Raw genomic sequence first — 26,549 nt, 5'->3', positions numbered from 1 at the left:
TGGGATGGACATCCTATATCTAACTTGTTTTATTTGACCTCTTCCATTTAACGTTTACTGAAGCACGAGTGTGATCATCGTGCCGATAGCTTCGCCAGTTGTGCTGGTGTCAGCGCGCCGCTGAAGATGTTCAGCTCGTCCAGTTCTCCTTTGAACGGAGTATCCCAGTAGTTCACGCCTAGACCGAAGCTGGCGTCGTTCGTAGCGGAGAAGACATCCGGGAAGCCGGTGCCGCTGAATGTTTCTTTGCCATCTACATATACTTTGACGTTACCATTATCGACGGATACTGCCAGATGGCTCCATTGACCGGACGGGATTTTCAGACCGGTGCTGGCATCGTACCACGGCTGACTGCCTGACCAGAGCATCGTATTGTCACCAGCACTGCCGCGTGGCAACAGGCTAATCCAGTGGTTACTATCCGCTGCCCCGAAGAAAGCAGGTGTATACGTCGTCAACGTTTCCGGCTTCACCCATAGCGATAGTGAATAAGAATTGCTATGAATCAGCCCATTTGGCAAGCGTACGCCGGATTGTCCATCCAATACAAGCGATTGTCCCTGTACACCTTGACCATAGGTGGCATACGTTGCACTGGTGACTGTAGCATCGAGACGGTTACCCGTCAGTGTGCCTTGCCCCCATGTGCTGGTGCTGTCATTCAGGTTATTGTTGAAGCTGTATTGTGCTACTAGCTTGGCGTTTACATAAGGTAATACTTGTACCGTAAAGGTTTTGCTGCGTTGGCTATTTCCTTTGCGAATGGTTGCGGTCAACGTGACCGGTACAGCAGAGCTACCGGATTCTGGACGATTGACGGTTCCATCAGTTTGCACAATCTGTGCATTGGACGATGTCCAGGCGATTGTTGTCCCTCGGCTGCCCAATTGGGGCAGATTCAGGTTGGACGTCACTTCCGCTGTATTGCCCAGCGTCAGATCACCGTATACATCGTTAACCACCTGTGCATCCGGTGTATCGGCGAGGCGACTGCCCCAGCCCATCGTGCCATTGGAGGATAAGGCGGTAAAGGTCAGTACGTATTGCTGGGACACCTGATCCCAATCTTTGACGAATACGCCAGTGTATTGCACGCCGCCCAGTGTTAATTCAGCATCGGCAGTGCCTTTCTTCTTCCATGTGCCTTGCACTTCGCCAGTGACGGTATGGTCTGCGTTGAGACGAATGGATTGAGCTGATTTGATCACTGCGGACGTATCGTTGCCATGATCGACAAACTGGTAATCGCCGACGATCATTTTGTCGCTGACTTTGGACAGTTGCTCGCCTGCATAACGATACGGCGATACAACCGGCCAGCCGTCTTTGTTCATATACATCTGGTGCACACGTACTTCATGCTCCTCACCACGTCCCGGGAAGCGGGAATGGAAGACGAGGAACAATTGTCCGGTTTTGGCATCGGTGTAGACGGAGTTGTGACCCGGCGATACATAACCGAAGTTCTCGCCATAGCCCGGATCACCCGGCTTGCTGCCGAACATAAAGTTACCGATCAGCTTGTTGCCATACTGACTGCTATCTGCATCGGACGGCCATGTTGCTTGTTGACCTTTGGCATCGGTGTAGATACCATCCGGGGTTTTGGAGCGGAAGACGCGCATATTGTAGCCGCCGTTTGCCGCCAGACCACCGTAGGTCATGTACAGGTAAAAGTAGCCAGTATCCTTGTTGTACTGGATGTATGGGCCTTCGCCGGATTTACCGTAACCGCCAGCGATTTTCGTGCCAAAATAGCGGTCGATCAGGCGACCGTCGGACGTTTTGCCGTCTTTGCCTGGATAGATCGGCTTGCCGGTTTTCTCATCTACTTGCAGCACATAGATGCCGCCTGACCACGAGCCGTAGGTCATCCATAGCTTGCCTTTTTTATCGTAAAAAATGGTTGGGTCAATCGCGTTCGGATACTGCTGGTTGTTGTACGAACCGTTGTCATTGAACCACGCCGGATTAGCGGCGCTCAGCTTTTTCTGGTCGATCAGACTTTGTACGTTGGTGTTCGTCCACTTTTTGTCTACCTGACTGTTGGCATCAAATGCGGTGTCCTTGGTAAAGCCAGTGTAGATGTAGGTGTCTGCATACGTATATGGGCCTTCGATCTTTTGTGATACCGCCATGCCGATGGCAGAGCGGATATAGGTGGATGACGTGGAATAGTAGAGCGTATACGCGCCTTTGCTACCGTCTTTGTTTACATATTTGGGATTCCAGATCACATCCGGTGCCCAGACAGCGTAACCGCCTTTGCTGTCGGCATCATTTTCGCCAGCCCATTTGAACGAGCCGGCGAGGGTTTTGGACAAGTCGCCATACAAAGTATTGCCCGGCGTGGTGTAACCGTTTGCAAAGTTAGACCAGTGCATCAGGTCAGGTGACTTGGCGGCAGCGATATGGGAGCCGAAGACGTAGTAGGTATTGCCGTCCTTGATGATGGATGGATCGTGGACGGTGGCGTTGCTGAATGTTGGCGTCGATGTAGATGATGCCTTGTTGTCAGACGCTGCTGATGCTGTAGAGGCGTTGCCCGGGATGGCGACGACTGCTGCAAGGGACAGGCTGAGTGCAGCGAGGACGAGCTTTTTGCCGGATGACTTGATGGTGGACAATGGAAGCATGCTTTGAAATCCCCTTTCGTTTGGACTTGCGTGTTGGGATGGTGCTTGGTGCATCGAACGCTTCGGGAAGGAATAAGGGGACGTCCTCCGGTGGAGCCGCGCGAATCTTTTGGATTAGGAAATAATGAAGATTCACGCCCCGGAAGTAGTAAGATATTTTGCTTTGCAAAAATCACTTTCTATTGAACCTCGTGTTTGAACAGCGCAAACACTGTGAGTAGTAAGATATTTTGCTTTGCAAAAATCACTTTTTATTGAACCCCGTGTTTGAAATACACAAACACTACAAGTCGTCCCTTTTCCCTTATTTCCTTCCCTCCGCTCCGTGCACCTTGCAACATATGCAATTGCAAGTGGGTGGGTAGTAGATGAAGTGAAAAAATATAAAAGATGAATGCAGTACTTAGGGTTCTTAGAATGTTTAAGTTCTTGAAGTACATCTGGTACTGCATTCGGGTAAACGGTTTGGAATATTGGAGCTGTAGTGCTATGAGATTTTGCAGGTTGGTGATTTCAGCTATATGGAATATCTGTATGTTGCGACGATAGTCTGTTGGACTTCACTTCTGCTGTATGCGACTTTGTTGGTGTAATTATTCGTTCTATTTACTATTGCATACTGCTATTCGCGGATGCTCAGTACTAAGACGTTGACGGAACTGGGTGGTAGGTTGAGTGTTACGGTTGATCCGTCTAGTGTTAGTGGTTGTTCGGTTGGGATGATTTGTTCGGCGTTTTTGGTGTTGACGTTTGGTGTGTGCAGTAGCGACTCGTCGCCGGTTAGGGTGAGCCATCTGGCGGATGGGTCGACGGTTAGGTTGTTTAGTTGCAGACGGGTTGCTTTGGAAGCGGCGTCGGCGTTAACTAGTTTGATATAGACGTGCTGGTTGTCTTTGGTGACGGAATGGAAGACTTCGCGGTTGTAGGCTTCCAGTTTATAGTCCAGCACTTTGCTATGGAATGTACCGTCGGTATAGGAGCAGATCAGGCGATTGCCGGTTCCGTCTCCGTAGTTGACGGTGATGGTGTATTCGGTATCGTCGGACAGTGGCTCGTAGCTAGCCGCACGCAGGTTGCCAGCGGCGGTGCTGGAGGAGTAATCGCCCAGTGTGTAGCCTTCGATGCCCTGTTTGTATACTTTGACGCCAGTCGCGTTGCCGCCGTAGCCGATTGCGTATTCCAGCACGTCCTTGGTATCTGGGCGAATGTCGGTTAGACCAGCGCCGATATAGAAGCCGTCGGTGCCTGATGTGCGTATGGCGACCACATCTACTCGGTAGTCTGTCCAGTTGTCGTTTTGTACATACAATCCGTTCAAGCCGCTATCCTGCGCGGATAGAATCAGTCCGGTTCCTTGCTCCAGACGATGACCGGCAGAGCCCGGAATAATCTGCCATTCCGGCAATAGCTCGGTTGCAGTGGTGAAGTCCTGTTCCAGTAATACTGCGCCGTCAGTGTTAGAGGTGACGGTGACCTTTTTCACGACGATCTCCGCTTGCCCAGTCGCGATCTTGATACCGCCGCGTGGGATTAGCTCCAGTGAACGACCGTTTTTGTAAGTGGAAAAGGACGTTCCCAGCACTTTGTCACCGAGATACGTGGCGAACAGATGCTGTACGTAGTAGTTCGGCGTGTACCAGACCGTCTCGTCGTCAAACCAGATGCAGTCCGGTGTCCAGCGGTACGTGCCATCTGTCAGCACTTTGTTGAATAGCGGCGCATAGGCGGCGAGACGAACGACGTCGGCGTTATTTTCAAAGCCGGTCATGACTGCGGCTTCGGCGACGGCTCCGGCAAGTGTGTTTTTGTCGGTCGATGCGTACTCGCCGACGAATACTTTGGACGTATTGCGCCAGTCGATGCTGCCGTCTGGATGTTGCGCACGATGATAATAGTTGTACCGATCCGCATTGTTGAGCAGGTACTCATTGGAACGATAATAATGCTCGTCCGCAATCGTATCCATATAATCCGGCTGGTCGGCGTACCACGTAATGTGCTCCTGAATCACATGCTGTCCGTCGGCAAATTCAACCTCAGCGCCGCCTTCCAGATTGCCGCTTAGGAACTTCCAGCCCTGCTGATACGCATCGTCATCTGCCTGCGCACCAACGGTAGAAATAATATACAGCTCATGACCCGGATAATGGGCAGCCACATATGCTTCAATATCCCGTTTGAACACTTCAAAATTAGCAAAAAATTCAGTGCCCCAGTTCTCGTTGCCCACGCCCAGATACCGCAGATCGAATGGCGCTTCATGCCCCATATGACGACGCATCGCCGCCCATTCGTTATGGTCAAAATCGGTACTGATCGCAAAGTCGATCAGATCGGTGAAGTTCTTGATATAATGCTCACGCAATGCGCCACCCGCCGGATGCGCGTAATCCGAACGCGCCTGACAGAGCACGCCGCACGCCATTACCGGCAACGGAACAGCATTCAAGTCTTCCGCCAGCTGGAAATACTCCATATAGCCGAGTCCCATCGTCATCATGTAGCCCCAGACGTTGAAGTTCTCCTTGCGTAGCTCAATGTCACCGATCGAATCTTTCCAGTCGTACACATTGTCCCAGATAAAGGAACCTTCCGAAATACAGCCGCCCGGGAAACGCAGGAACGATGGCTTCATGTTTTGTAGCGCTTCTACCAGATCGCGGCGCAGACGATAGTTCGGGTTGCCTGTATAGTTGGCATGCGCAGATGGCGAGTTGTTTTCCTCATCTGCCCCCCATACATCCTGTGGTACGAGCGATACCATGTCGATGGACACGTCACCGTTAAAGGTCAGTGCCAGCTGACCAAGTACAGTGGTGCTACCATGCAACACAATCGGCGTGTCCACTCCATACTTGCGCCATGCTCCATTTCCTGTGATAGCGATATGCACTGGCTCACTCGCAGCTTGTCCGTCCGGCGTTTGCAGTTGTAGCGTGATCTCCGCGTCCTGCTCTGCTTTTGCCCAGATGGTAAAGGTATATCCAGCGCCCTCGCGAATATTCATCGCGCAGCCACCATTCGTATCGTTGAAGCCGCGGTTGACGATGGTCGTGCCGTCTGTTGCGGTCACATAGTACGCATTCACATCCGGGTCGTCCACGCCAAAATGCGCATTCAATCCGCCTGTATGCTGTACCGTCAGCTTGTCCGTCTCTCCATACCATGCAAACAACGGTTCACGATTGCGCCCAGTCGAACAGCCACAAGCTCCCGATGCATGGGAATACGTATCAAAGGCAAACGATTCAAACGAGCGGTTCTGCACCATTTCTGCATAGATGCCGCCGTCCGCCGCATTGTTAATATCCTCATAAAAGAGCCCGTACATCACTTCGCTCACATCTAGCAACTCGCGGTCGCCATGTACTGTTAACGTGTACGGCGGCAGATCGGAGGGTAACACGGAAACGTCAAAACTTTTTTCCAATACATGCTCGCCGCGTGTCAGCGTAGCACTCAGCTGTACACCTTGCGGCGATTGCACATCCAGCAGTTCGCCTGTATGCGACAGTACTGCCGGCTGGCTGGACGTCCACGCTACCGTTACACGTCCGCCCATTAACTCTGTTGGTAAATGTAGCGGCTTGGTGACGATGGTTGCCGGTGCGGACAAATATTTATCCCGCGCTAACCGGATCACTTCATCATCTCCGAGCGAATCGCACATCACTTCGATGACTTCATCTGCGCTCAAGCCAGCTTTATACACACGGAAGTCAGTAACTGCACCCGTGTAATCGTCATCTGCTGCAAATTGCGAACGCCCGATATAGTTGCTCTGGTAATGTTCCGATTGACCGAAAGAAGCAAACCAGCTGCGCAGTTTGGCATAATTGCCGCTGGATGTTTGGCTGATCGTACCGTCAACTGCGATCTCGCCGTTCACATAAACAATTGGTCCTGCACTGCTTTGCGTGCCGCCTTCGGTGCCTTTGATTGCAAACGCTACGTGCATCCACTCGTCACGCACATACCCTTTGCCCGGGTCGACCGCCAGATCACCATCTGCCGCCAGCGTACCGCGCATTTGTCGGGTGAGGAATAACGATGGTTTCCCTTCCCCGCTACCAAAATCAAAAATCCGCTCCCAAATGCTTACGCCCATGCCAAAGTTCACCCAAGCCGCCACTGTCAGTCCAGTGTTATCGCTTACATTTTCCAGCAAAGAAGCTGGCAATTCCAGATAACTTGATCCGTTGGCACCACCGCCAAACCATGCTGCCTTGCGTCCGTGTATGTCCTTGATCTTCGGTAATTGTTGACCTGCTGGACGTGCATCATTGCCGTGTCCTGACCTATCTATGCCCGCTTGCTCCTGCTCATTCAGCGGATACCATGCAAGTAAAGCTTCCCCAAGCTTGCTCATCATTCACAACTCCTGTGCTCATATAGTTAATATTATTGTTAATATATTAATATAATTGTATTATATACTGTCATACTACTCCATCTGCTGGTTGTTTTTCAACTGCTAAATGTAGAACATTTGGAAAATGGTACTTTATGCATTCAAATGTAGGTGTGATTTGCTAATCAAATGGCTGGCAAAACAAAAAGCAGACAGCATAGTGTATCTACGCTTTCTGCTTTTTGTTTTACATTCTTTGCTACTCAATTTCATATCAGTCACATCATTATATTCTGCGTATTATTGAAATAGCCGTACTCTCGGAATTCAATCCAAGCGTACGGCTATGTTTAACTACTTTACACCTTTTTCAGTTCCATCCATTCCACCTGCATCCCCGGCTTCACAAACTCTAGCGTCAGCTCGTATACGCCCTGCTCCAGCTGCACCTTCACCAGCTTCTGACGCAGCCAGCGTCCTTCCGTTCCGTTCGTCTGTGCCGTAGTGACCAGCTGTCCGTTGAATAGCAGATTGGTGGCACTTTGCGCCAGTTCGTTGCCTTCAGACATCAGATGGATAAACAGACGGTACTCGCCAGCTTCTGGCACTTGGATCACGGTAACGCCGTCTGCCTGCACGGGAATCTGCACGTCATCTCCTGCGGTCACCGCCTGTCCATGCTCACTGCCTGCGCCCGCAACTGCTGTAAAGGACTGCGTTTGCTCCTTCAACAGCTCCCCGCGTGCAAACACCGGTGCGTTCAAAATAAAGTCGCAAATATTCACCGCACAGCGCTGCAATTCGCCAACAGTCAGTGTCCCGTTTGCCAGCGATTCCATCGTATTGTCATTCCATACATTCGTCTCTGCTCCATAGTTGGCAACAACCATATACAGATCGTTTTGCGCACGTACCATCCAGTTTGTATATTTGCGATCTGCTTCACCGCCGTTGGCACAGTCGTTCATAATTGCCCACCAGTCCGTCATCACGATGCCCTTGAAGCCCCATTCCTTGCGCAGCAGCGTCGTATTCAGATCATAGTTGGAAGCCGCCCAGTGACCGTTGATCGGATTATAGGAGGTCATGACCGAGTTGGCGCCGCCTTCGCGTACAGCAATCTCAAAACCTTTTAAATATATCTGGCGCAGTGCACGTTCTGATACGACCGCATTCACTTTACTACGGTGCTGCTCCTGATTGTTACACGCAAAGTGCTTGAGCGTCGCATTGGAGCCGCCGTCCATAATTCCGCGTACACATGCCGCTGCGAACACACCTGAGATATACGGATCTTCGGAAAAGTATTCAAAATTCCGCCCATTCAGTGGGCTACGGCGAATATTCAGTCCCGGTCCGAGTAGCGCATCAATATGGTTGCGCAGCATCTCCTTGCCTTCCAGCACATACAATTCCTGTACTAGCTCTACATCCCATGTCGCTGCCAGCAGTGTACCGATCGATACTTGTGTCGACTTGTCTCCGCTGTCCATACGAATACCGGACGGACCATCCGCCGTACAAGCGACTGGAATACCGTATCCGAGCAGACGGTCACTCACGCCGCCAAACGCCGATGCCGTACCCGGTGTTGCGAGCGGGCTACTCATGCCTTCCGCACGTACAAGCGCAGCAAGGTCTTCATTTTCCAACTGAGCGACGAATTGTTCTAGCGACACATTGCCTTTGCCCACATCTTGCAGCGTATAGCCTTGATTCCCAGTCTGCGCTAGTGGCTGTGGCAAACGACTCTGAATCCGATCCGCCAGCACAATCTGACGCGTTGGCACTGGCTCAGACGATAGCTCGTACGAACCGTCCGGCTTGCGTGCCCCCGGCTTGATCCGGTCAAATACTTCTACCGGCGCCATCGCTTCTTCCCATTGCTCCACCACACGCAGTTCAGCGATATACAAGCCAGCGGTTGCTGCGTCAGCGACACCTGCTACCTGTCCATTGAGCAATGTTGTACTGCCGTTTTCACTACTGCCTGTCGCCACTGCATCTTGCCCTGCCTGAGCAGAATCACCTGCAAACGATACCGCCGTCGTTTCCTTCACACTCGTACCGACATGGAACAAATACGTTCCCGGCTCTAGCACATACGCATGTGTATGACCAGTCACTCCGGCATCGTCGTAGGAAGCCAGTCGGCTGACCGGAACCGATAATGTCAGCGTCTGCGATTCGCCAGGTTGTAGCAATTTCGTTTTGCCAAAGCCTGCCAGTGAACGTGCGGGTTGACCCAATTTTCCCTGCGGCGCTTCGACATATAGCTGCACGACCTCTTTGCCAGCGTAGTCTGAACCAGTATTCGTCACGGTTACAGATAGCTCCACCTGCTCCTGCCCATCACGGTTCACAACCGACGCTTCGCCTGCTTCCAGCGCAAATGTCGTATACGAGATGCCATATCCGAACGCATACTGCACCTTCTCTGGGCAAAAGGTCTCGAAATACCGGTAGCCCACATAAATATCCTCAGCATACACACTTTTCGTCTCATGCCCGTAGTTGGAAGTGGACGGATAATCATCGATGGAATAGGCGATCGTATCCGTCAATTTACCGCCCGGCGTTACATCGCCAGCAAGCACATCGGCAATCGCATTCCCGCCTTCCATCCCGCCGTGCCATGCGTAGATCACGGCTCCGATGCGATGCACATGCTCCGGGTCATCCACCCAGCTCATATCGACGATATTGGACACATTCAGCACAACCGCTACCTTGTCAAAATGCGCCGTCACCTGCTTCAGCATATCCAATTCGTCAGCTGTCAAACGGTAACTACCCGGCTCGTCTGCATTATCCTTATCCTCACCCGCCGTGCGTCCAATGACGACAACCGCCTTGTCCGATTGACGTCTCGCTTCCGCCACCAGCTCGCTGTTCAGCGGCATCTCCTGCTGATGCCATGGCTCGGCTGCCCAACCACCGCCGCCATTGTCAAACGGATGCTCCTGAATCCAATTTTCATACACCTGTGCTAGCTGCTCATTGACCGAGATATTGCCCTTGCTGCGCAGCCCGTCCAGCAGATTGGTTGTATACGCCACATGCACGCTACCACCCGATCCTGTTCCGCTTCGATAATAATTCACCTGCACCCGCCCAAAAATCGAAACGCTTTCATTTTTCGACAGTGGTAATATATGATTCTCATTTTTCAGCAATACCGCACCTTCAGCAGCAACCTTTCGGCTAAATTCGGCAAAGCCTTCTAACGGTACACCAATTTGCGATTGTGTCATGTTCTATTCCTCCTGTTCGCTGAATCCCAATATGTAAATGAATAAGACTCTGTCATTTCAACTATTTCGGCTATTTCAACCCGCAACATACGGGCTTTTTGGACGATACACATCTTGCTATTACTAGCTTGAGCGCATTCGTCTCTTCCATACTCCACCATTTGAAGTGCGCTGTCAACTACATGCATTACACCATCTGTATACACCAATAGATATGCCAAGAAATCACAAATTCATGATCAACATCCTGTTATTTCTACGCCATATGATACAAAGAAAACAGCCCTTAACTTCCAGCATACGAGTGTTGCACATCAACCGATGTACTCACCTTGTATGCCAAAACAATCAGGGCTGTCTCATAATGTAAAATACAAAAATCATTGTACGGATCATCTATGATTCCGTTGATATTATCGCAATCTATGATCATCGTGACGACTCTGCACATCCACATCCTGCCGCTCATTACCGATCCCGATGTACGATATAGTCCAGCAGATGCTTCAGAAACGGCACTGCCTTCGGCATCTCCCGTAGCGTTTCCAGTGCGTCGCAATAATGATTCCACATCTCTCGCCGCGCCCCGTCCTCACCGAGAATGGATACGAAGGTCGAGTTATTGTTACTCTCATCCTGCCCGACTGGCTTGCCCAGCTGTACCGTATCACCCTGCAAATCCAGCAGATCGTCCTTGATCTGAAAAGCAATACCCGCGTGATACGCGAATTGTTGCAGCGTCTGGATCTCCTGCTGCTCCGCCTGTGCCAGAATCGCTGGCATCACCAGCGAGGCTTCAAACGCCGCACCTGTTTTGTAAAAGCAAATATCGTTCAGCTGCTTCAACGTCAACGCCTGTCCACGGGAATGTAGATCCATCGCCTGTCCGGTACATAGCTCTTCCGCCTTTTGCGCCGAATAGTCCATCAGCTGCAACACGGTATGTGCGGGAAATCCGGTCATCGACGCTTGTTCGCGGATACTTTTCTGAATCAGGAACAGACCACTCAGCTCGGCTGTCGCACTGTCGTGTACTTCATGCAATGTTGCCCGTCCGCGTCGCGATGGTGCGTTGTCCTGCGAAGGCAGATCGTCGAAGATCAGGGACGCGGTGTGCATATATTCCAGCGAACGCAGTAGCGGCAGCACCGCCTGCGCATCCAGCCCGTAATACTGCACGCCCATCACCCACGCCAGAACCGGGCGCAGCCTTTTACCGGAGCCTTCCAGACTGTAATTGGCAGCACTGATTAATAGCTCATTCATCGGCAAGATGCCTTCCCGGGTTGCGATGGGCAGCTGATCATTAATCTGCTTCCGTACCTGTCGCACTGTAGATTCAAACTGTACCTGCTGTTCCCGATCTTGTCGCAGATGGATTAACATCTGGTCACGCAATAATTTGTCGAGAAAATCCACATCCTCTGCGTCTCGCACCATACGCTGAATGATTATGTTCAATTGCGGAATGCCAGCAGTCAGCAGATCCATCAGTTCACCATACCTCGCCGCACCTAGCCGTACATGCGCCCGCTTCAAGCCGTTGATCGCCCGATCCAGAATGACTTCGCGTGTAGCTTCATCGGAACGATACACATCGTGAATCAGATAATGAATGACTGCCCAATACAGTTCAAACGGATTGATCAGATCGTCTCGCTTCTGTCCGTATGTTACATAATACGTATACGGCGTCACCGCTCCGCGCTCCAGATCGTCAAACATATCTGCAAAATCATCCGCCAGCTGATTGTATATACCATAGCAAAACGTACGCTGATCAAACCCTTCGTCCTCATCCGCCCCGATAATCGAGCGCGCCACCAGCCGTGAGCATGCCGATTTCAGAATGACGGGCACATACAACTCCTCGTTACTGTATTCCGCATTCGCCAGACTGCGTGTCCGATCCACATCCTGCGCCTGAAAAAACACATATGCCTGCTCAAAAAATACACTCTGAACATGCGGCTGCTGACGACCTTTGATATATTCAAATGCTTCGCGTAATTCACTGTGAATATAGCGGATCAAGTCCGGCTGGCTGCCCGACCAATCGCCCAATCTTGGCACCGATCCGGTTACTAATGCACGGCGGATCAGGCGCGAATATTGCTCCTTTTCGCCTGAGGTAAGCAGATCGGAATCCAGAATATCGTCGATAAATGGATACGTCAGCCCGTACGAATATCCCAGACGCATCGCTTCATCCAGTCGACGCGAACGCTCGCTTTGCGATACAGCATCGTCCATTTCCTCTACTGCGTGTAGGACAACACCGACGATGATTTTGATCAATTTACGCTGTGCCTGCTCGGCATTCATGCCCTCTGGAATATGGGCGGTCACCTGCTGGAGCTTGTTCATCACCCAGATCATCGCTGTTTCTACGCCTTCGCGCTGCGCCCAGCGATATACACCATCCAGACTCATAAACTCCGGCACATGATCCGTTCTATTCTGCGTCGAGGTGAGCAGGCGCTTTTTCAGACTGGTTGCGACTTCCTGCACCCGTGTTTGCGTATGCGGGGTATGCAGCGCCCGCCCCAGATCACGCATATAAATATACGCCACACTGCGCTGCAAATAACCGTCCATCTTACCCGTCATATTCAGCCACTGCATATATACATGATAATCCCGCATATCAGGCTTTTGCTTGACTGGCAGCCAGCGCGACAGCCGAGAAGACAGCGAAATGTGCCTTTTTTGCCATTGACCAAAATCAGTCATCAGCCCTTGCGCATACTGCTCACTCTCCAACTGCTGACGCAGCTCTGCAAAATACGCTGCCGCCTTCCGTTCCGCCGCCGAATACCCGTCTTCCGCCCGATTGTTGAATAGTTGATTCATAAGGCTTTCCCTCAAATCCTGTTCGTTATTTGTCATAAGTACAGAGTAATACGGAGAAAGAACGGCGGGGTTACGGAATAATGGACAAGAAGATGTTCCATTGTTATGTGTTCATCTATTTCATTTTGATGTTTGCGCTTGCTTATACAAATACATACAGTGCGCCATCGCCGGAACCGACAGCTGCATCTGGTAATACGGCGAGCGCGGCAGACCCAACCCCGCTTCAAACAGCCAGATGCGCTTCTTTTTATCTACACCGATATCCAAGCCTAGCTCGTGAAAGCCGCCGCCAATAGCTTCTTCCAAATATGCCGCCAACTCCAGACCATAATCGCTCAACTGGTTGTCCATCTTGCCATCGACCTTTTCGCCAAACCGATGCAGCAGGAAATCCGCCCATGTGCTTGTTCCGCGATACGTCGAATCGCTGTTCGTGATCTTAATATGCGGACGTAGAGAGAGCGTGACCGATTTGAACGCCACGACCCATTCATTTTGACCGTTTTTGGACAGATGCACTCGAATATGAAACGGATATCCATGCGACGTTTCGCTGCGGATCAGCTTTTGTGCACAGAATTTCTTCGGGATCAGCGTCTCAATCACCTGTAGCATCTGCTCGCGGCTACATACATGCAGCTGCTCCTGATCAAATACCTCAATTCCGTCGTCTGTCAGCTGAACCGTCAGCGCATTACGTCCCATATACCCGCCATCCGGCTTCAAAATGACACGCTTATGCTTTTCGATAAAACCCATGACCTTTTCCGGTTCTTTCATCGTCATGAATGGAATCAGATTCTTTTTCAATCCTTCATCATGACGGATCAGATTATAGATTTTCGTTTTCCCAAAGCCACGCCCTTTGAGCATATGTCCCATCGGGATGCCATCTAGCTTGCGGTACGCTTCCTCATATCGTTCATGTCCCCGCCGACGGGTGTTGTCGTAGATTACATCAGGATAACGAAATTCTCCTTGTACCCACTGATTATCGATCAATTGCATACCGATAATGCTGTCTTCTCTAACATCCCATGTATAAAAATAGTACAGATCAGCACCGTAATACGCTGCCGACAATGTACAAGCTCGCATCAGATCCGGTTTCACCTTCCAGCCCAGCATCATACCAATCAACGGTCTATGGCTCATCTTCTGCTGCCTCCTGTCTTGTCATCGTGTAAAACATGTTGTGCGGTATCGTTCTTTATCTGTATTGTACTCAATGCAACAGTTCGCATGCAGGAATTTTCTCAGACCATTGGCTATAGCTATACATCATGATATGACAGAGGAACAGCAAAAGGTGAACAGAAAAAGATAAACAGCGAAAAAAGTTGCCTGTTTGATCCAGCCCTATCTTAACCGCTGCATCGAGAAGGGATGCCTTCCCATAACAAACAACCTTTTTCACCATTCGCACCGTATTCTGCAAACTCAATATCTGTAAACGTCTCAATACTTTGTTACATGAATTTATTTCAAATGCTTATGTGCAATCGCAAGATAATAATCAGGTCAAATCAACAACTACCTTGATCGTTCCTTTGGCAGCAATCGCTGTCTCAAATGCTTCCTGAATCTGATCCAGCTTGTACACCTGTGTAACGATGGATTGGATTGGCGTTTTCTGCTGGCTGATATGCTCCACCACTTTTACAATATCATCATGCGTATAGCCGCTCGCTCCGATGATTTTCACTTCTTTAGACATCACTTGCAGCAAGCTAACTGGCACTTCATTTTTATAGACAGCGATGATCGCGATGCGAGCATGAGGCTTGAGAATCTTCGCCACCGCGTCGAACAATACCGGCGCACCTGCTGCATCTACAAATGCGTCTACATTCGGTACGTCCTGTCCGTACACATGTAATGTGCCAAAATGGGCTGCTAATCCTTCCGCCAGATCGATTTGTGCTGAATTGACGGTTAACGCGCCCAATTCCGCCGCTTTACTCAGACGCCAGTCATCGATATCGACAACACAAACATGACGCATCCCTTCGGCGATCAGACTGGCGGCAGCAGCCAAACCGATCGGTCCCGCGCCCAGTACGACGATATGCTCGTCCGGCTTCGGTTCCACGCTGAAGGCACCGTGACGACCAACACTCATCGGCTCCATCAGCACCGCAGCTTCTGGCGATACGTCTGCTTCGAACGCATACAGATTGTAATCCAGCACCGCGTCCTCCACCAGCACATATTCCGAGAAGCCGGAGCATTCCAGTGATTTGAAGCGCCCTGCCTTTTTGGCGGTAATTGGGTTGATACCGACTCGCATGCCAAGCTGAATATCGCTGGCAACATGTTCCCCAATCTCGACTACTTCGCCCATCATCTCATGTCCAAATTCCGCGCCAAGACTAATGCCTTTGTCTCCGCCGCCTACTTTCACAATGTTAATATCTGTTCCGCAAATGCCACCACGCAGATTACGTACTAGCACATCTGACGCTCCTACCGTTGGAACAGGACGCGCCTCCACTCGAATATCGTTTTGACCATAATAAATTGCTGCTTTCATCACAATCTCTCCTTTATCTATATTTCGTTATCATGTATAGAAGCTAATACGTGTTGCAAACTACTACCTACGGAATCAGCAATCGCAGATCATATTACTTTTTTACGTGTCTATCATGATGCGTATCGCTGTGATCTGTACTGCTTATATGTAGTATAAGAAAATCCGACCATCTCCCGTAATAGTCGCAATTGTAGTTATTATTCTGCTCTGACCTACAACATTGTAGGTCTACCTGTTAAGATATAGAAAATATTCAAAAGAAGGATGAATCCCTCATGCGTCCAACCTTTCACATGTTAACCACTCAGCTATCCAAAACATGGAAACTCAGTTGCAGCGATCCATCTCAGGCTAATCTTCCGTTACAACCTCCATTATTGTATGATTCCGAGATGAGATTGCAGTCAGATCAAGTGTATATCGTGCATGCTACACAGGAGATATCGACACAAGCAGATGAGGTGCAAGGAATTTTCGTTTGCTGCTGTGAAACAGGCATCCACGAGCAGAACTCAATAGCGCCCGGTACGATCGTGATTCAATCTGCCATATCTGTCGCAACTGTGCTGAATCGGGTACAGGCTATTTTCGTCATGTATCAGCAATGGGTGGATACGCTACGACAGATTGTATCGGATGGAAACCGTTCGCTTCAGGAGCTATTGGACGTTAGCTCGCCAGTGCTGGGACACTTGCTGACAGTCAGCGATGAGAATATTCATATTTTGGCGTCCTCTAATGAAGGGCAACGAGTTAGCGACGATCATTCTATTCTCGGAGTCTTTTCAGATGACAATACGCTGGATGGATTGAAAATGGCGATCCGGCGTGTATCTGGTAATCGGTATGCGTTTGACCCGCAGCATGCCCGCCATATCGGTTCCAGTTCTGAGCTGCACTATATTCATATTACCGATGGACAGATTCACCTCGGTATTCTCAGCATGCAGCCCGTCGGTCAGCCGTTACAGGAGCATGATGTGCAGTTGTTAGAACTGTTGTCCGACTACGTGAAAACAATGCTGCTACGTCCATCGCAAACGGGCGGTAAGTTTTTTGGAAATGTACTGCAATCACTGCTGGATGGATTGCCTGTGCCAGAGGAGCATTTACAGCGATTAACGGAAGCGCTAGATACCCAGCCGGGCGATCAATTCCGCTGCATCGTCATTCAATTGCCGCAGCAGTCGTTGACCAACTTGAGCCGCTACATCCGCAATCGTTTCCAGATGGAGATTCCCGCGTCGATTGCGATTGTGCACGACCAGCAGATTGTCGGGCTGATCAACGATACTCGGTTTGCGCGTAAAGATCGGGACTTTTACGATTGGGTTCACAGATGGCTACTCAACATGGATTGTCTTGCTGGGGCAAGCGACAGCTTTGCTGCATTAGTGAGCGTCAAAGACTATTTTGCGGAAGCGAAAGCAGTTATTCATTTTGTAAATCCAGAGGTATCGCGGGTGCGTACATTTGCAGATTGCTGGCAGGAGTATGTGCTGCATCATTGTGTGGGTGAACTGCCACCGTCCCTGTTGTTTCCGCCGGGGTTGGTAAGATTGCTCGATTATGATGAGCAGTCTGCGGTGGATTATGTGGAGACGCTGCACATTTGGTTGGAAGAAGGACGCAATGATTCGCGGACGGCATCACGGTTGTTTATTTCGCGCAATTCATTTTTATCGCGGAAGGAGCGGCTCGTGTCACTGCTGGGAAGTGATCTGAGTGATGTGGATGAGCGGTTTCGGGTGGAGCTGTGCTTGCGGTTATTGAAGTAATGCGCTATTTCTTCGTGTTGTCATCAAGTTCGGAATGATCCATGTATATTGTATGGTGCTGTAACATACAAAAAACCGCTGACAGGAAGGTAATACCCTTGTCAGCGGTTGAATTCAATCTTACATCGTACAATCATACGTATGATATAGTACGACTGCTACAACTCATCCGTAGTAAAGCTGATCTTTCTTTGTCCATGTTTCTGTATTCCTTCTCTGTATTCGTACTGAAACTGTATACGAAGTGAGGAAGCAACATCGTCTCAAAATCCTTATGCCAGCTTATACCCACAATTCGAGCAGAAATTCGCTCCTTCGTTCTTCGCTCCACAGTTCGGACAGAAATTCGGCTTTGTACCGCTGGAGCCTGTTGGTGCAGAACTAGTGTCTGCGTTGCCCTCTGCACCATTGTTCTGACCACCGCCAGTGTTGGCATTACCGCCATTTTGCGTATTGGCATTCTGCCCATTTGCCGGATTGCTGCCACTGTTGTTGCCACTGGCATTCTGTGCATTATTTTGCCCGCCATTATTCTGACCATTCTGCTGATTGATATTCTTCATCATTTCGTTCGCCATGTTCATACCCATCATCATACCCGCCATATCAGATGCTGTACCGCCACCCTGTACTTTTCCCGAGGCGATACCGTCCGTCATGCTGACCTGCTGGTATTTTTGCATGTTGCCGATCATTTCATGTGAAGCGGTCTTCGTGATCATATCCTGAATTTCCTGCGGATAGTTGAAGCTCATCACTTGGAAGCCCGTAATGCCGATACCCAGCTGCATCATTTGCATATCCAGATCCTCACGAATCCCGTTGGCAATATCGAACGCATTTGCTTGCAGATTGAACATGTCCTTGCCTTCACGCACGATCCATTTCATCAGCAGCTGATCCAGCACGGACGTAATACGAATTTTCACATCTTCGACCAGATAGCTTTGCTTAATACCTGCCACCTTGTCGATCAGCGATACATAATCGCTTACTTTAAAATTAAACGTCCCGTTCGCACGAATCGGCATCCCGCCCGGCAGCTGTGGTGCCGGGATCAGAATCGGACTTTGTGTCCCCCAGCGCACGGTAAATTCCTTCGTATTCACGAACAGTACTTCCACGCGCATCCCGCTGTTAAAGCCAAACTTGAACCCTTTCAGCGTCGATAGAAATGGAATAATATCCGATTCCACGTTAAACGAACCTTCGTCCTCAAAGATCCCTTCAATCTTGCCATTGTTCAAAAAGATAGCATCCTGCCCTGAACGAATAATGAGCTTACTGCCCTTCTTGATCTCGCGGTTGCTCCATTTCCAGAAGATCATATCATCTCTAAATTCTTCCCATTCCACCACATTGGCAAATTGATTTTTGAAAAATCCCATATTCAGTATCCTCCCTGTCATTCAGATATATATTCTCTCTTGCCGATTGCTAACACCAATATGCTAAAAGGAACCGCGGCTCCCGCTGTGCGAATGACCGCCGCTGCTCGTTCCACCGCCGCCTCCGCCACCACTGCTGCTACTACTTTTTTCGATTTTCTGCTTGGTAACTGTCGTGTTGATATACCGGTCATAATGATCCAGCAGCGACGATGCACTGGCGTCTTCGTACGTCGCGCGATCCACCGTCACCCGCCCACCGGAACGATATGCCATTATCCAGACAATAATGACACCGACGAGAATCGCCAATGCAGCTTGGAACCAGAATTTGAACAGCCAATTGTCGGGATTCACTCCTGCACGATAGCCCATATATTCGTACGAGCGCTGAATATATTTTTCAAAGGCGGTCGTATAATTGCCGCTGCTGAGATCCGAGGTGATATAATCGCGAATTTTATCTAAACGTGAATCATCCAACAATTGCTCCGCTTCACCAAAACCAGCCAGATAAATATCTCGATTGCGCATATCCAGTGTTAGAATCGCGGCGCTACCATACTTTTGGTTATAGCCGAACGCTTTGTTGTCGTACAAATCTTCCGTCAGCTTCACCACATCCAGATTGCTATCATTGTTTGTCGTATACACGACAAAATCGGTCTGCCGCAGCGCACCATATTGATTCGCCATCTCGGTAATCTCCTGCTTTTGCTGCGTCGTCAGCAAGTTTGCATCATCGTAAACTAGCGTCTTAGTGCCTGTAATCGTTTCACTCGTACTGGCAGCATAACTCAGCGTCGGCAACAGTGTTCCTGCACTAGCACACAGCAATGTGATGAGTACCAGCAGAGTAACGAACAACTTGCCAACGCCGTAACCATCACGTTGCCCATCTATATGACCACTAGGATGACAATGTTGTGCTGCCTCATCTGCATGATCTGCATGAATTTGTACACAATCATTACGATCCGAATCACCGTTTTCGTTGCTGCTTGGTCTATCATTACTCGAAGCATATAGTCTCGTCTCTCTCTCTTTATTCGAATCATACGTCAAAAGAATCCACCTCCCAGCGCCCAAGAGACAGTCTTCAGACATACCAGCGAAACGGCGCTAATCCCCGCAAACCAAGCAAACATCTTGCCTTTACTAAGCGGCGGTTTGCCGACCACTTTACCAGTCTGCCCATTCATCGCAAACAAATATTCTTTATGGTCAAAATCGTAATTCACCATCCATACCGGCAACAGCACATAATCCGCGCGTTGCACATTCGTATCCACCTGCCGATCGGTATAACTCACACTAGAATAGCCAGTGACCGTTGACGCGATGGATGAATCAATATACGGGATCGTTTTATCCTTGGCACGCGGTAGTAGATCGTTGTCGTCGTAATTGTATTTTTCAGCGATATACCCTGCCAGATACGGCGTTTTGAAATCTTTGAGCTGTGCATATGGAAATGGCTCTAGCTTGTCCATAAGCTGGTCGTTCATTTTCTCGGAAGCATCGACGGGCAGATTGACGTAGTGCAGCCGCATGCGGCGGTAAAATTCGTAATGTTGGGTTTCCGTGTAATGGTAATCGCCCTGCGTATAACTGCGTACACGGGTCGCATGCCCGCGCGCCTCCGCAATGTTATGTAACTCATATAACCAGAATGGCACATACATGCCGGTAATGCTTTTGATGCGGTCGGCAGACATGAAGCCAGCCGGGGTGAGCAGTCCGTTGCGGCACCATTTTTTGAATGCCTGCTCCGCCTGCTGCTTGCTAATGGAAAATGGAAGGACACTCACTGGTGCCAATTGACCGCCCAACCGTTCACTGAGCACAACTGGCGAACCGCAAAAGCTGCACGTCGTCGCACTTGTCTCCGGCTCAGTCACCAGATCGGCACCGCAGTTCGGACAATGGTATTCCTTCACTTCGTCATCGGTAAAGACGACTTTTTTCAATGGATCGGGCAGCTGTTCGATATTGTCCTGCCTGCCGCAGCTTGGACAGGATAGCATGCCAGTTGTACTGTCGAACATCATGCTACTGCCGCAGTTGGGACATTTGTAATCAATAACGGGCATGAATGGATTCACCTCGGTTTGAAATGCTGGACTGTACAGGTTGCATCATACTACATACCTGCATCATAGTACTGAATACCTGCGTGTTAGTTTGTCGTATCGCAAAATACAACAGATAGGGTCTAGCCTTTGTATTGTTGCTGAATCGCGGCTAATTCTTCCTGCGGTGTAGAGTCAGATGTGCCGGTATGGTCAGGTTGTGCGTTCATTTGCTGCTCCAGTCGGGCGATTAACACATCCAGATCTTCCTCCGGCTGAGCGCCTCCACGTACTTCGGCGAGTGCTTCCGCTTCGTTGAGTGCTTGATTTGCCTTTTGCTGCATATCATGTAGCGCATTGTTGGCGCTACTGTACGTATGGTTGGAGTTGCTTTGCTGTAGCGTTTGCGCTTCATGCAGCTTGTTCTGGATATCGGCATACCGAGTTTGTAGTGTGTCCAGATCGCTGGTCAGCTTGATTTGCATCTGCTTCATGACATCTGCTTTGGCAGCTGCCCGTTCGTGAGCGGCTTGTAGCTCGCTATGCTTTGGCGCCAGCTGGGCTTTCTTTTCCAGAAAACGAAGCGCGCCCTCCTGATCGCCGTTTTGGACGGACTTCTCAGCATAGCGCTGCAATTTGGCAATCTCGCCGCTGCTCTCGTCCCATGCGCGTTTACTGCGACTTTCCTCCGCTAACACGGCGGCTGTCTCCGCCTTTACCTGTCCGATATCACTGGTTAACTGCTGCATGTATTGTCTGGCAGTACGCTCGGGATCATCCGACCGCTCCAGCATGCTGTGCAGATTGGCTTTCATTACGTCTCTGAATCGACTCCACATACTCATATCCGTCATCTCCTTTCGGCAAGGTATATGTAATATTGTACCCGAATCGTGGGGATGGGGTTTCATTTTTTGTGGATGGATTTGTGGATGGAAATGAAGATACTGGATCATGGACGTGCGGTCTGCTCTTTTCCCATGTGAAAATAGTAAAGGAACAGCAACCAAAATAAGGAAATCAACGTTAACATAGATAGGTTGTACTATGCATCCACTGCCATGAGCTGGTTGGTATACATATCCAATTTGTGTAACGATCTGTTTGTATGAACAGCTTGGTTATCATTCATGCAAGTATGTAAGGCAATTATGGTAACACTCTATCTCATCATTTTACTAACAGGAGGGTATTTCGTGAAAAAGCTGATCCTGAGTCTGGCATTCCTTTTACTATTCGCTATGCCTTGTTCACTCACTGCGCAAGCTGCGAAATCGGAAGTGATTGATAATGGTCAATTGCTGAATCATCGCGTCTTCATCCCGATGCGCGCCGTATCGCAATCCTTTGGCGTTCCAGTAACGTGGATTGCAGATATGAAAACAGTGCTGTTAACACAAGGAAAGAACAAAACGTATATGCCAGCGAATTTTAACCGTACAGTCACGCATACACCAGGCGTCGACGTTCCGTACGTATTCACTTTCATTGATCTGGATGCTCCGGCGCAAATTCGCAATGGCACGATGTATGTACCTCTGCGTTTTATGAGTCAATACATTCAAGCCTCTATCTCTTGGAACGAACAAACCAAACAGGCAACCATTACCAAGGACGGCAAGCAGATTATCGTACATGTGCAGCAACCTCAAGTAACAGTATCTGCCGATGCACAACTGACCGTAGCTCGCTTGACCGTTCTTTCGGATAAGTTAAAAGAAATCGCAGATCGCACCTCAATCAAAAGAGATGCCGCCACCTATCGATCGTACTTTACCAATGCATTTATCAACTCGACTCTACCAGATGCTGGTTTTGCCAAAACACGTCCGTACAGTCCTCCAATCACGACAGTTACGTATATTAATCAAAATAAAGCCGAGATCACCCAGTCTCTCGCCATCTATGGACCAGATCTATTAGGAGATACTCATGGAGTTACGGATCGTAGCGCTACCTTTATACGAAATGGGAACGTATGGAAAGTAGATCGTGTTAGCTTTTCTGAGAGAAGTATTATGAATATGGGGGTAGCCGTGGAATGAGGACGTAGCGCTATATTGTATACGTGATGTAGTTACCATATTCAAAATAACATCTACAGTTTATCCATGGTAAATGTCTATTCTTCATACGTATACTCTTTTCGTTGCCCATTCGTATCGTAGACAATTTCGAATATATTCCCCAACGCATCCTCACGGAAACGTTTGTTGTCTTTCATATAATAAATCGAAGCGCCCCGCTCCTTCGCTTGCTGACGTGCATGCTGGCTTGCTTTTTTCATCGCTTCTTGTAATTGCTCTCGATTCAAAGGCATAACATTCACTCCTATTTGATATCATAGTTAGGATAAAAGCCATTAACCTTCGAACTCAGAGATTAATGGCTTTTATATACGTACACCCACTGTCTATTTACTGCAAAATGTCTCCGTATTCAACATCTGCATTACGTACCCTACATGCCGCACGCACCTATTCCACTTTCATGCCACTCAATCGCCCTGCACCAACACCGGATGATCTTTCAGCTGCCCAATATCATGCCCGGTTGGATTCTGAAACGTGCGCAGTCCAAATGTCGGAGCGACCGCAAAGATATGGTCAAAAATATCTGCCTGCACCCCTTCATACACCGCCCACGTCGTATCGCTACTAAACGCATAAATCTCCAGCGGCAACCCGTTATCCGCAGGTGCGAGCTGGCGCACAATCAGCGTCATATTGCTATGAATGCCCGGATGGTGTTTGAGATACCGATACACATACTCGCGGAACACCCCGATATTCGTCAGCTGTCTGCCATTCACATTGCTCTCGCGGTTAATCTGACGCTCCACATTGTAAGCCTCAATCTCCGCTACTTTGTCATCGAGATAATCAGCAAGATAGTGAATTTTACGAAATTCCTCGATCATGTCCGGCGTGCAAAAGGCAATGCTGCTCGTATCGATCTGCACACTGCGCTTGATCCGTCGTCCGCCTGACACCTGCATCCCGCGCCAATTGCGAAACGAATCCGAGATCAGCGCATAGCTGGGAATCATCGTAATCGTCTTGTCAAAATTCATTACTTTTACCGTATTCAGCGTAATGTCGATCACGTCACCGTCGGCATTGTACTTGGGCATCTCAATCCAGTCGCCCACACGCACCATATCGTTGGACGATAGCTGGATACCAGCAACGAGACCGAGAATTGAATCTTTGAAAATCAGCATCAATACCGCCGATAGCGCACCAAGTCCGCTGAGAATGATGAGCGGATTTTGCCCGATTAGATTCGAAATGACAACAATCCCGCCGACGATAAACATAATGATCTTCGCCACCTGAATGTATCCGCGAATCGGACGGATTTTGGATACTTCAAACGAGCGATAAATCGCATCAAACGCATTGAGCAGCGCATCAAATACCGTAATACCGACTATGATCATATACGTCATTGCCGCCTTCTCAATCAATCCTTGATACGCTGGGAAGACGGATGCAGAATAGTAAATAATAATTGCTGGTACGAGATGGGATAGCTTGTGAAATACCTTTTTCTCTACAATGATGTCGTCCCATGTATATCGATTATTGTTGGCGATGTGTATAATCGTTTTGAGTACGATCTTCTGTGTAATCCAGTTCGCCAGAACACAGACGACCGCGATAAACAGGATCATGATGATCGTAGCAGCATAGCCAATCATCATCTCATTCATGCCTACATTCTGAAGTTGTTGTCTGATCCAATCCATGATGTAAATAGTCTCCTCCTGACTGCATGTGTACTGGTGTCCTATTATAAATGACTGCTCAGTACGAAAGAAAGTTTGGCGGAGACATAGGCAAATGCAGGCATGGTGTATAGGTATAGTACTGCATTGGTGGATCATCCATACCAGATACATACTAGCTCTATACTTGTTGTCAGAAACCAACCGCGACTATGTCTGTTTCACCTTGACTAGCCTTCCCTATACATAGTCATCTCATACAAAGGAGAGTCTACATACCAATGAACCTTTCCGCCATCAAGCAATTATTAGAGTCGAACCGTGTCAGTTTGCACCCCGGTCTGTTGAGCGATGAAATCAGCCAAATTGAGTACATCTACCAATTCCATTTTCCGCCTGATCTGCGCGAATTTCTATCTCATATGCTACCAACCGGCAACGGATTCCCGCAGTGGAGAGACGTATCCGAACGTGGGATCACCCATATGCGCGACTATTTACATAAACCGCTGGAAGGAATCTTATTCGATATTCAACATAACGTGTTCTGGTATGCCGCTTGGGGCGAACGTCCAGCAGATACACAGACCGCACAAAATATCGCCAGACAACAGTACGCCCAGCTTCCGCCATTGATTCCGATCTACGGACATCGTTACATGCCGACCGAACCATATGAAACGGGCAATCCCGTATTATCTGTGTACCAGACCGATGTGATTCCATATGGCACGAATTTGGAGGAATATTTTCAGATCGAATATAAGCAGAAGCCATATTCGGATATGGATTACACCGCCGTCAAACCGATCCCGTTCTGGCTTGAATTGGATCAACACCGTTAATTATTCCTATTTATCTGCATAGTGTCTTACAAATACGCACCCAACGAATAATTCTGATCCACACCAACAAAAAACCCTTTCAGCAGAGTCGCAACCATCATCGTCAACCGATGCTTTGCAGCTCATCCGCCAAAAGGGGTTATATCATTTTATACCGTCATTTATACTCCTTACAGTGCACCGGCTGCCCATGCCGAGTAGAAGGATGGATACACCGGCCGGTAATGCAGCTCATTGCGAATACGCATCGTGTCTACGACCATATCCCATGCATCGTACTCCTGCTGCGCCGCTTCCGGCAGACTCTCCTCACCATGAAAACGAAGCAATTCCGCAGCCGAGATTGGCGCATCGTCAGCCACATTGTAGATTCTACCGTCAATCCCGGGTACCGAAGCCGCCAGCAGCAACGCCTGACTAATGTCCGCATGATGCCCCATATGAATACGCTTCGCCGGATTCCACTGCTTCACATACGGTAAAAAATCAGCAATATGTGGATCACGATCACCATAAACAAACGGTAATCGTACGATGCGTAACCCCAACCCTTGCTCACGATGAAGCTCCAGCAGTGCCGTTTCCGCCGCAACCTTGCTCTGCGGATAGGCAAACAACGGATTCAACTCATCATCTTCATGCTTCGGACGATCCGCACCGCCCGTGCCGTACACATTGTTCGTGCTGGCAAATACAAATCGCGATACTCCCGCCTGCAAGGCGGCATGTGCTAGCGCCAGACTACCGTCGGTATTGGCAGTACGCGTCGTTTCCTCATCCACACCGCGAAACTTGGCTGCCAGATGCACGATCACATCCACGTCCTGTAATGCAGCGAGATAACTGTCCGGCTGTACCAGATCCCCATGGATCACCTGCGCGCCTTGCTGCTCCAATGCTTGCGCTTGCGCCACATCCCGCACCAGCACCTTTACATCATGTCCATGTTGGATCATGCGTGGTGCAAAACGACTGCCTACTTTGCCTGTAGCTCCGGTAATAAATAGTTTCATCATATAGCCCTCCTGTGTATCGACTGAATAGATTTAGTATAATGAAAAGAACAACAGGTAGCCTGCCCACGATGATCGTAGGACTGG

16 protein-coding genes are annotated in these 26,549 nt (G+C 49.3%); 3 read left to right on the top strand and 13 right to left on the bottom strand.

All coding sequences use genetic code 11. The annotated features are described in order from the left end of the window. Nucleotides 1-74 precede the first annotated feature (74 nt). The 6 genes from ACE3MZ_RS00915 to ACE3MZ_RS00890 all read right to left on the bottom strand — a co-directional run bounded on the left by ACE3MZ_RS00915 (nucleotide 75) and on the right by ACE3MZ_RS00890 (nucleotide 15,633). Nucleotides 75-2,639 carry a LamG-like jellyroll fold domain-containing protein gene (locus tag ACE3MZ_RS00915; RefSeq protein WP_411344689.1) on the bottom strand — a complete coding sequence of 855 codons (2,565 nt, stop codon included), beginning with the start codon at nucleotides 2,637-2,639 and terminating at the stop codon, nucleotides 75-77. Between the two features lie 622 nt (nucleotides 2,640-3,261). After that, on the bottom strand, nucleotides 3,262-7,008 hold the full coding sequence (locus tag ACE3MZ_RS00910; RefSeq protein WP_411346655.1) for an alpha-L-arabinofuranosidase C-terminal domain-containing protein: 3,747 nt from the start codon (nucleotides 7,006-7,008) through the stop codon (nucleotides 3,262-3,264). 341 nt (nucleotides 7,009-7,349) lie between these two features. Then, nucleotides 7,350-10,244 carry a glycoside hydrolase family 3 C-terminal domain-containing protein gene (locus ACE3MZ_RS00905; protein WP_411344688.1) on the bottom strand — a complete coding sequence of 965 codons (2,895 nt, stop codon included), beginning with the start codon at nucleotides 10,242-10,244 and terminating at the stop codon, nucleotides 7,350-7,352. Nucleotides 10,245-10,712: 468 nt separating this feature from the next. Further along, complete coding sequence (locus ACE3MZ_RS00900; RefSeq protein WP_411344687.1) at nucleotides 10,713-13,097, bottom strand: polyprenyl synthetase family protein; 2,385 nt, start codon at nucleotides 13,095-13,097, stop codon at nucleotides 10,713-10,715. Nucleotides 13,098-13,217: 120 nt separating this feature from the next. Beyond that, a complete protein-coding gene (locus ACE3MZ_RS00895; RefSeq protein ID WP_411344686.1) occupies nucleotides 13,218-14,255 on the bottom strand; it encodes a YheC/YheD family protein in 1,038 nt (345 codons plus the stop codon). Between the two features lie 361 nt (nucleotides 14,256-14,616). Further along, entirely contained in the window at nucleotides 14,617-15,633 is a 1,017-nt protein-coding gene (locus ACE3MZ_RS00890) for a zinc-dependent alcohol dehydrogenase (protein WP_411344685.1), read from the bottom strand. Nucleotides 15,634-15,911: 278 nt separating this feature from the next. On the opposite strand from ACE3MZ_RS00890, the gene ACE3MZ_RS00885 reads away from it, so the two are divergent. Continuing rightward, nucleotides 15,912-17,414, top strand: coding sequence for a PucR family transcriptional regulator (locus ACE3MZ_RS00885; RefSeq protein ID WP_411344684.1), 1,503 nt, complete (start codon nucleotides 15,912-15,914; stop codon nucleotides 17,412-17,414). 272 nt (nucleotides 17,415-17,686) lie between these two features. On the opposite strand, the gene ACE3MZ_RS00880 is transcribed toward ACE3MZ_RS00885, so the two are convergent. The 4 genes from ACE3MZ_RS00880 to ACE3MZ_RS00865 all read right to left on the bottom strand — a co-directional run bounded on the left by ACE3MZ_RS00880 (nucleotide 17,687) and on the right by ACE3MZ_RS00865 (nucleotide 21,719). Next, nucleotides 17,687-18,802, bottom strand: coding sequence for an SPFH domain-containing protein (locus ACE3MZ_RS00880; RefSeq protein WP_411344683.1), 1,116 nt, complete (start codon nucleotides 18,800-18,802; stop codon nucleotides 17,687-17,689). A gap of 63 nt (nucleotides 18,803-18,865) precedes the next feature. Continuing rightward, a complete protein-coding gene (locus ACE3MZ_RS00875) occupies nucleotides 18,866-19,867 on the bottom strand; it encodes a TPM domain-containing protein (RefSeq protein ID WP_411344682.1) in 1,002 nt (333 codons plus the stop codon). Beyond that, complete coding sequence (locus tag ACE3MZ_RS00870; protein WP_411344681.1) at nucleotides 19,864-20,895, bottom strand: TFIIB-type zinc ribbon-containing protein; 1,032 nt, start codon at nucleotides 20,893-20,895, stop codon at nucleotides 19,864-19,866. The genes ACE3MZ_RS00875 and ACE3MZ_RS00870 overlap by 4 nt, the downstream gene beginning before the upstream one ends. Nucleotides 20,896-21,017: 122 nt before the next feature. After that, nucleotides 21,018-21,719 carry a PspA/IM30 family protein gene (locus ACE3MZ_RS00865; protein ID WP_411344680.1) on the bottom strand — a complete coding sequence of 234 codons (702 nt, stop codon included), beginning with the start codon at nucleotides 21,717-21,719 and terminating at the stop codon, nucleotides 21,018-21,020. A 351-nt stretch (nucleotides 21,720-22,070) separates the two neighbouring features. Between ACE3MZ_RS00865 and ACE3MZ_RS00860 the strand changes: the two genes are divergently transcribed. Next, on the top strand, nucleotides 22,071-22,919 hold the full coding sequence (locus tag ACE3MZ_RS00860; RefSeq protein WP_411344679.1) for a stalk domain-containing protein: 849 nt from the start codon (nucleotides 22,071-22,073) through the stop codon (nucleotides 22,917-22,919). Nucleotides 22,920-22,996: 77 nt separating this feature from the next. Here ACE3MZ_RS00860 and ACE3MZ_RS00855 read toward each other — a convergent pair whose 3' ends face one another. Next, nucleotides 22,997-23,194: a hypothetical protein gene (locus ACE3MZ_RS00855; RefSeq protein ID WP_411344678.1), complete on the bottom strand. Its 198-nt coding sequence runs from the start codon at nucleotides 23,192-23,194 to the stop codon at nucleotides 22,997-22,999. Between the two features lie 177 nt (nucleotides 23,195-23,371). Then, nucleotides 23,372-24,625 (bottom strand): mechanosensitive ion channel family protein, encoded by a 1,254-nt coding sequence (locus ACE3MZ_RS00850; RefSeq protein ID WP_411344677.1) that lies wholly within the window; start codon nucleotides 24,623-24,625, stop codon nucleotides 23,372-23,374. A gap of 260 nt (nucleotides 24,626-24,885) precedes the next feature. Between ACE3MZ_RS00850 and ACE3MZ_RS00845 the strand changes: the two genes are divergently transcribed. Then, complete coding sequence (locus ACE3MZ_RS00845; protein ID WP_411344676.1) at nucleotides 24,886-25,449, top strand: SMI1/KNR4 family protein; 564 nt, start codon at nucleotides 24,886-24,888, stop codon at nucleotides 25,447-25,449. 170 nt (nucleotides 25,450-25,619) lie between these two features. Here the strand turns inward: ACE3MZ_RS00845 and ACE3MZ_RS00840 are convergent, their stop codons facing one another. Beyond that, nucleotides 25,620-26,465, bottom strand: coding sequence for an NAD-dependent epimerase/dehydratase family protein (locus ACE3MZ_RS00840; RefSeq protein WP_411344675.1), 846 nt, complete (start codon nucleotides 26,463-26,465; stop codon nucleotides 25,620-25,622). Nucleotides 26,466-26,549: the final 84 nt, after the last annotated feature.

This window comes from Paenibacillus sp. WLX1005 (assembly GCF_046603685.1).
In the GTDB taxonomy this organism is placed as follows: domain Bacteria; phylum Bacillota; class Bacilli; order Paenibacillales; family Paenibacillaceae; genus Saccharibacillus.
Note: the sequence above shows the minus strand (reverse complement) of the source record. Positions and strands in the feature narration are given on the sequence as shown.

Bases quoted from the DNA above. Each gene is read 5' to 3' on its own strand.
- ACE3MZ_RS00915 (WP_411344689.1), bottom strand. From the start codon at position 2,639: ATGCTTCCATTGTCCACCATCAAGTCATCCGGCAAAAAGCTCGTCCTC.
- ACE3MZ_RS00910 (WP_411346655.1), bottom strand. From the start codon at position 7,008: ATGAGCAAGCTTGGGGAAGCTTTACTTGCATGGTATCCGCTGAATGAG.
- ACE3MZ_RS00905 (WP_411344688.1), bottom strand. From the start codon at position 10,244: ATGACACAATCGCAAATTGGTGTACCGTTAGAAGGCTTTGCCGAATTT.
- ACE3MZ_RS00900 (WP_411344687.1), bottom strand. From the start codon at position 13,097: ATGAATCAACTATTCAACAATCGGGCGGAAGACGGGTATTCGGCGGCG.
- ACE3MZ_RS00895 (WP_411344686.1), bottom strand. From the start codon at position 14,255: ATGAGCCATAGACCGTTGATTGGTATGATGCTGGGCTGGAAGGTGAAA.
- ACE3MZ_RS00890 (WP_411344685.1), bottom strand. From the start codon at position 15,633: ATGAAAGCAGCAATTTATTATGGTCAAAACGATATTCGAGTGGAGGCG.
- ACE3MZ_RS00885 (WP_411344684.1), top strand. From the start codon at position 15,912: ATGCGTCCAACCTTTCACATGTTAACCACTCAGCTATCCAAAACATGG.
- ACE3MZ_RS00880 (WP_411344683.1), bottom strand. From the start codon at position 18,802: ATGGGATTTTTCAAAAATCAATTTGCCAATGTGGTGGAATGGGAAGAA.
- ACE3MZ_RS00870 (WP_411344681.1), bottom strand. From the start codon at position 20,895: ATGCCCGTTATTGATTACAAATGTCCCAACTGCGGCAGTAGCATGATG.
- ACE3MZ_RS00865 (WP_411344680.1), bottom strand. From the start codon at position 21,719: ATGAGTATGTGGAGTCGATTCAGAGACGTAATGAAAGCCAATCTGCAC.
- ACE3MZ_RS00855 (WP_411344678.1), bottom strand. From the start codon at position 23,194: ATGCCTTTGAATCGAGAGCAATTACAAGAAGCGATGAAAAAAGCAAGC.
- ACE3MZ_RS00850 (WP_411344677.1), bottom strand. From the start codon at position 24,625: ATGGATTGGATCAGACAACAACTTCAGAATGTAGGCATGAATGAGATG.
- ACE3MZ_RS00845 (WP_411344676.1), top strand. From the start codon at position 24,886: ATGAACCTTTCCGCCATCAAGCAATTATTAGAGTCGAACCGTGTCAGT.
- ACE3MZ_RS00840 (WP_411344675.1), bottom strand. From the start codon at position 26,465: ATGATGAAACTATTTATTACCGGAGCTACAGGCAAAGTAGGCAGTCGT.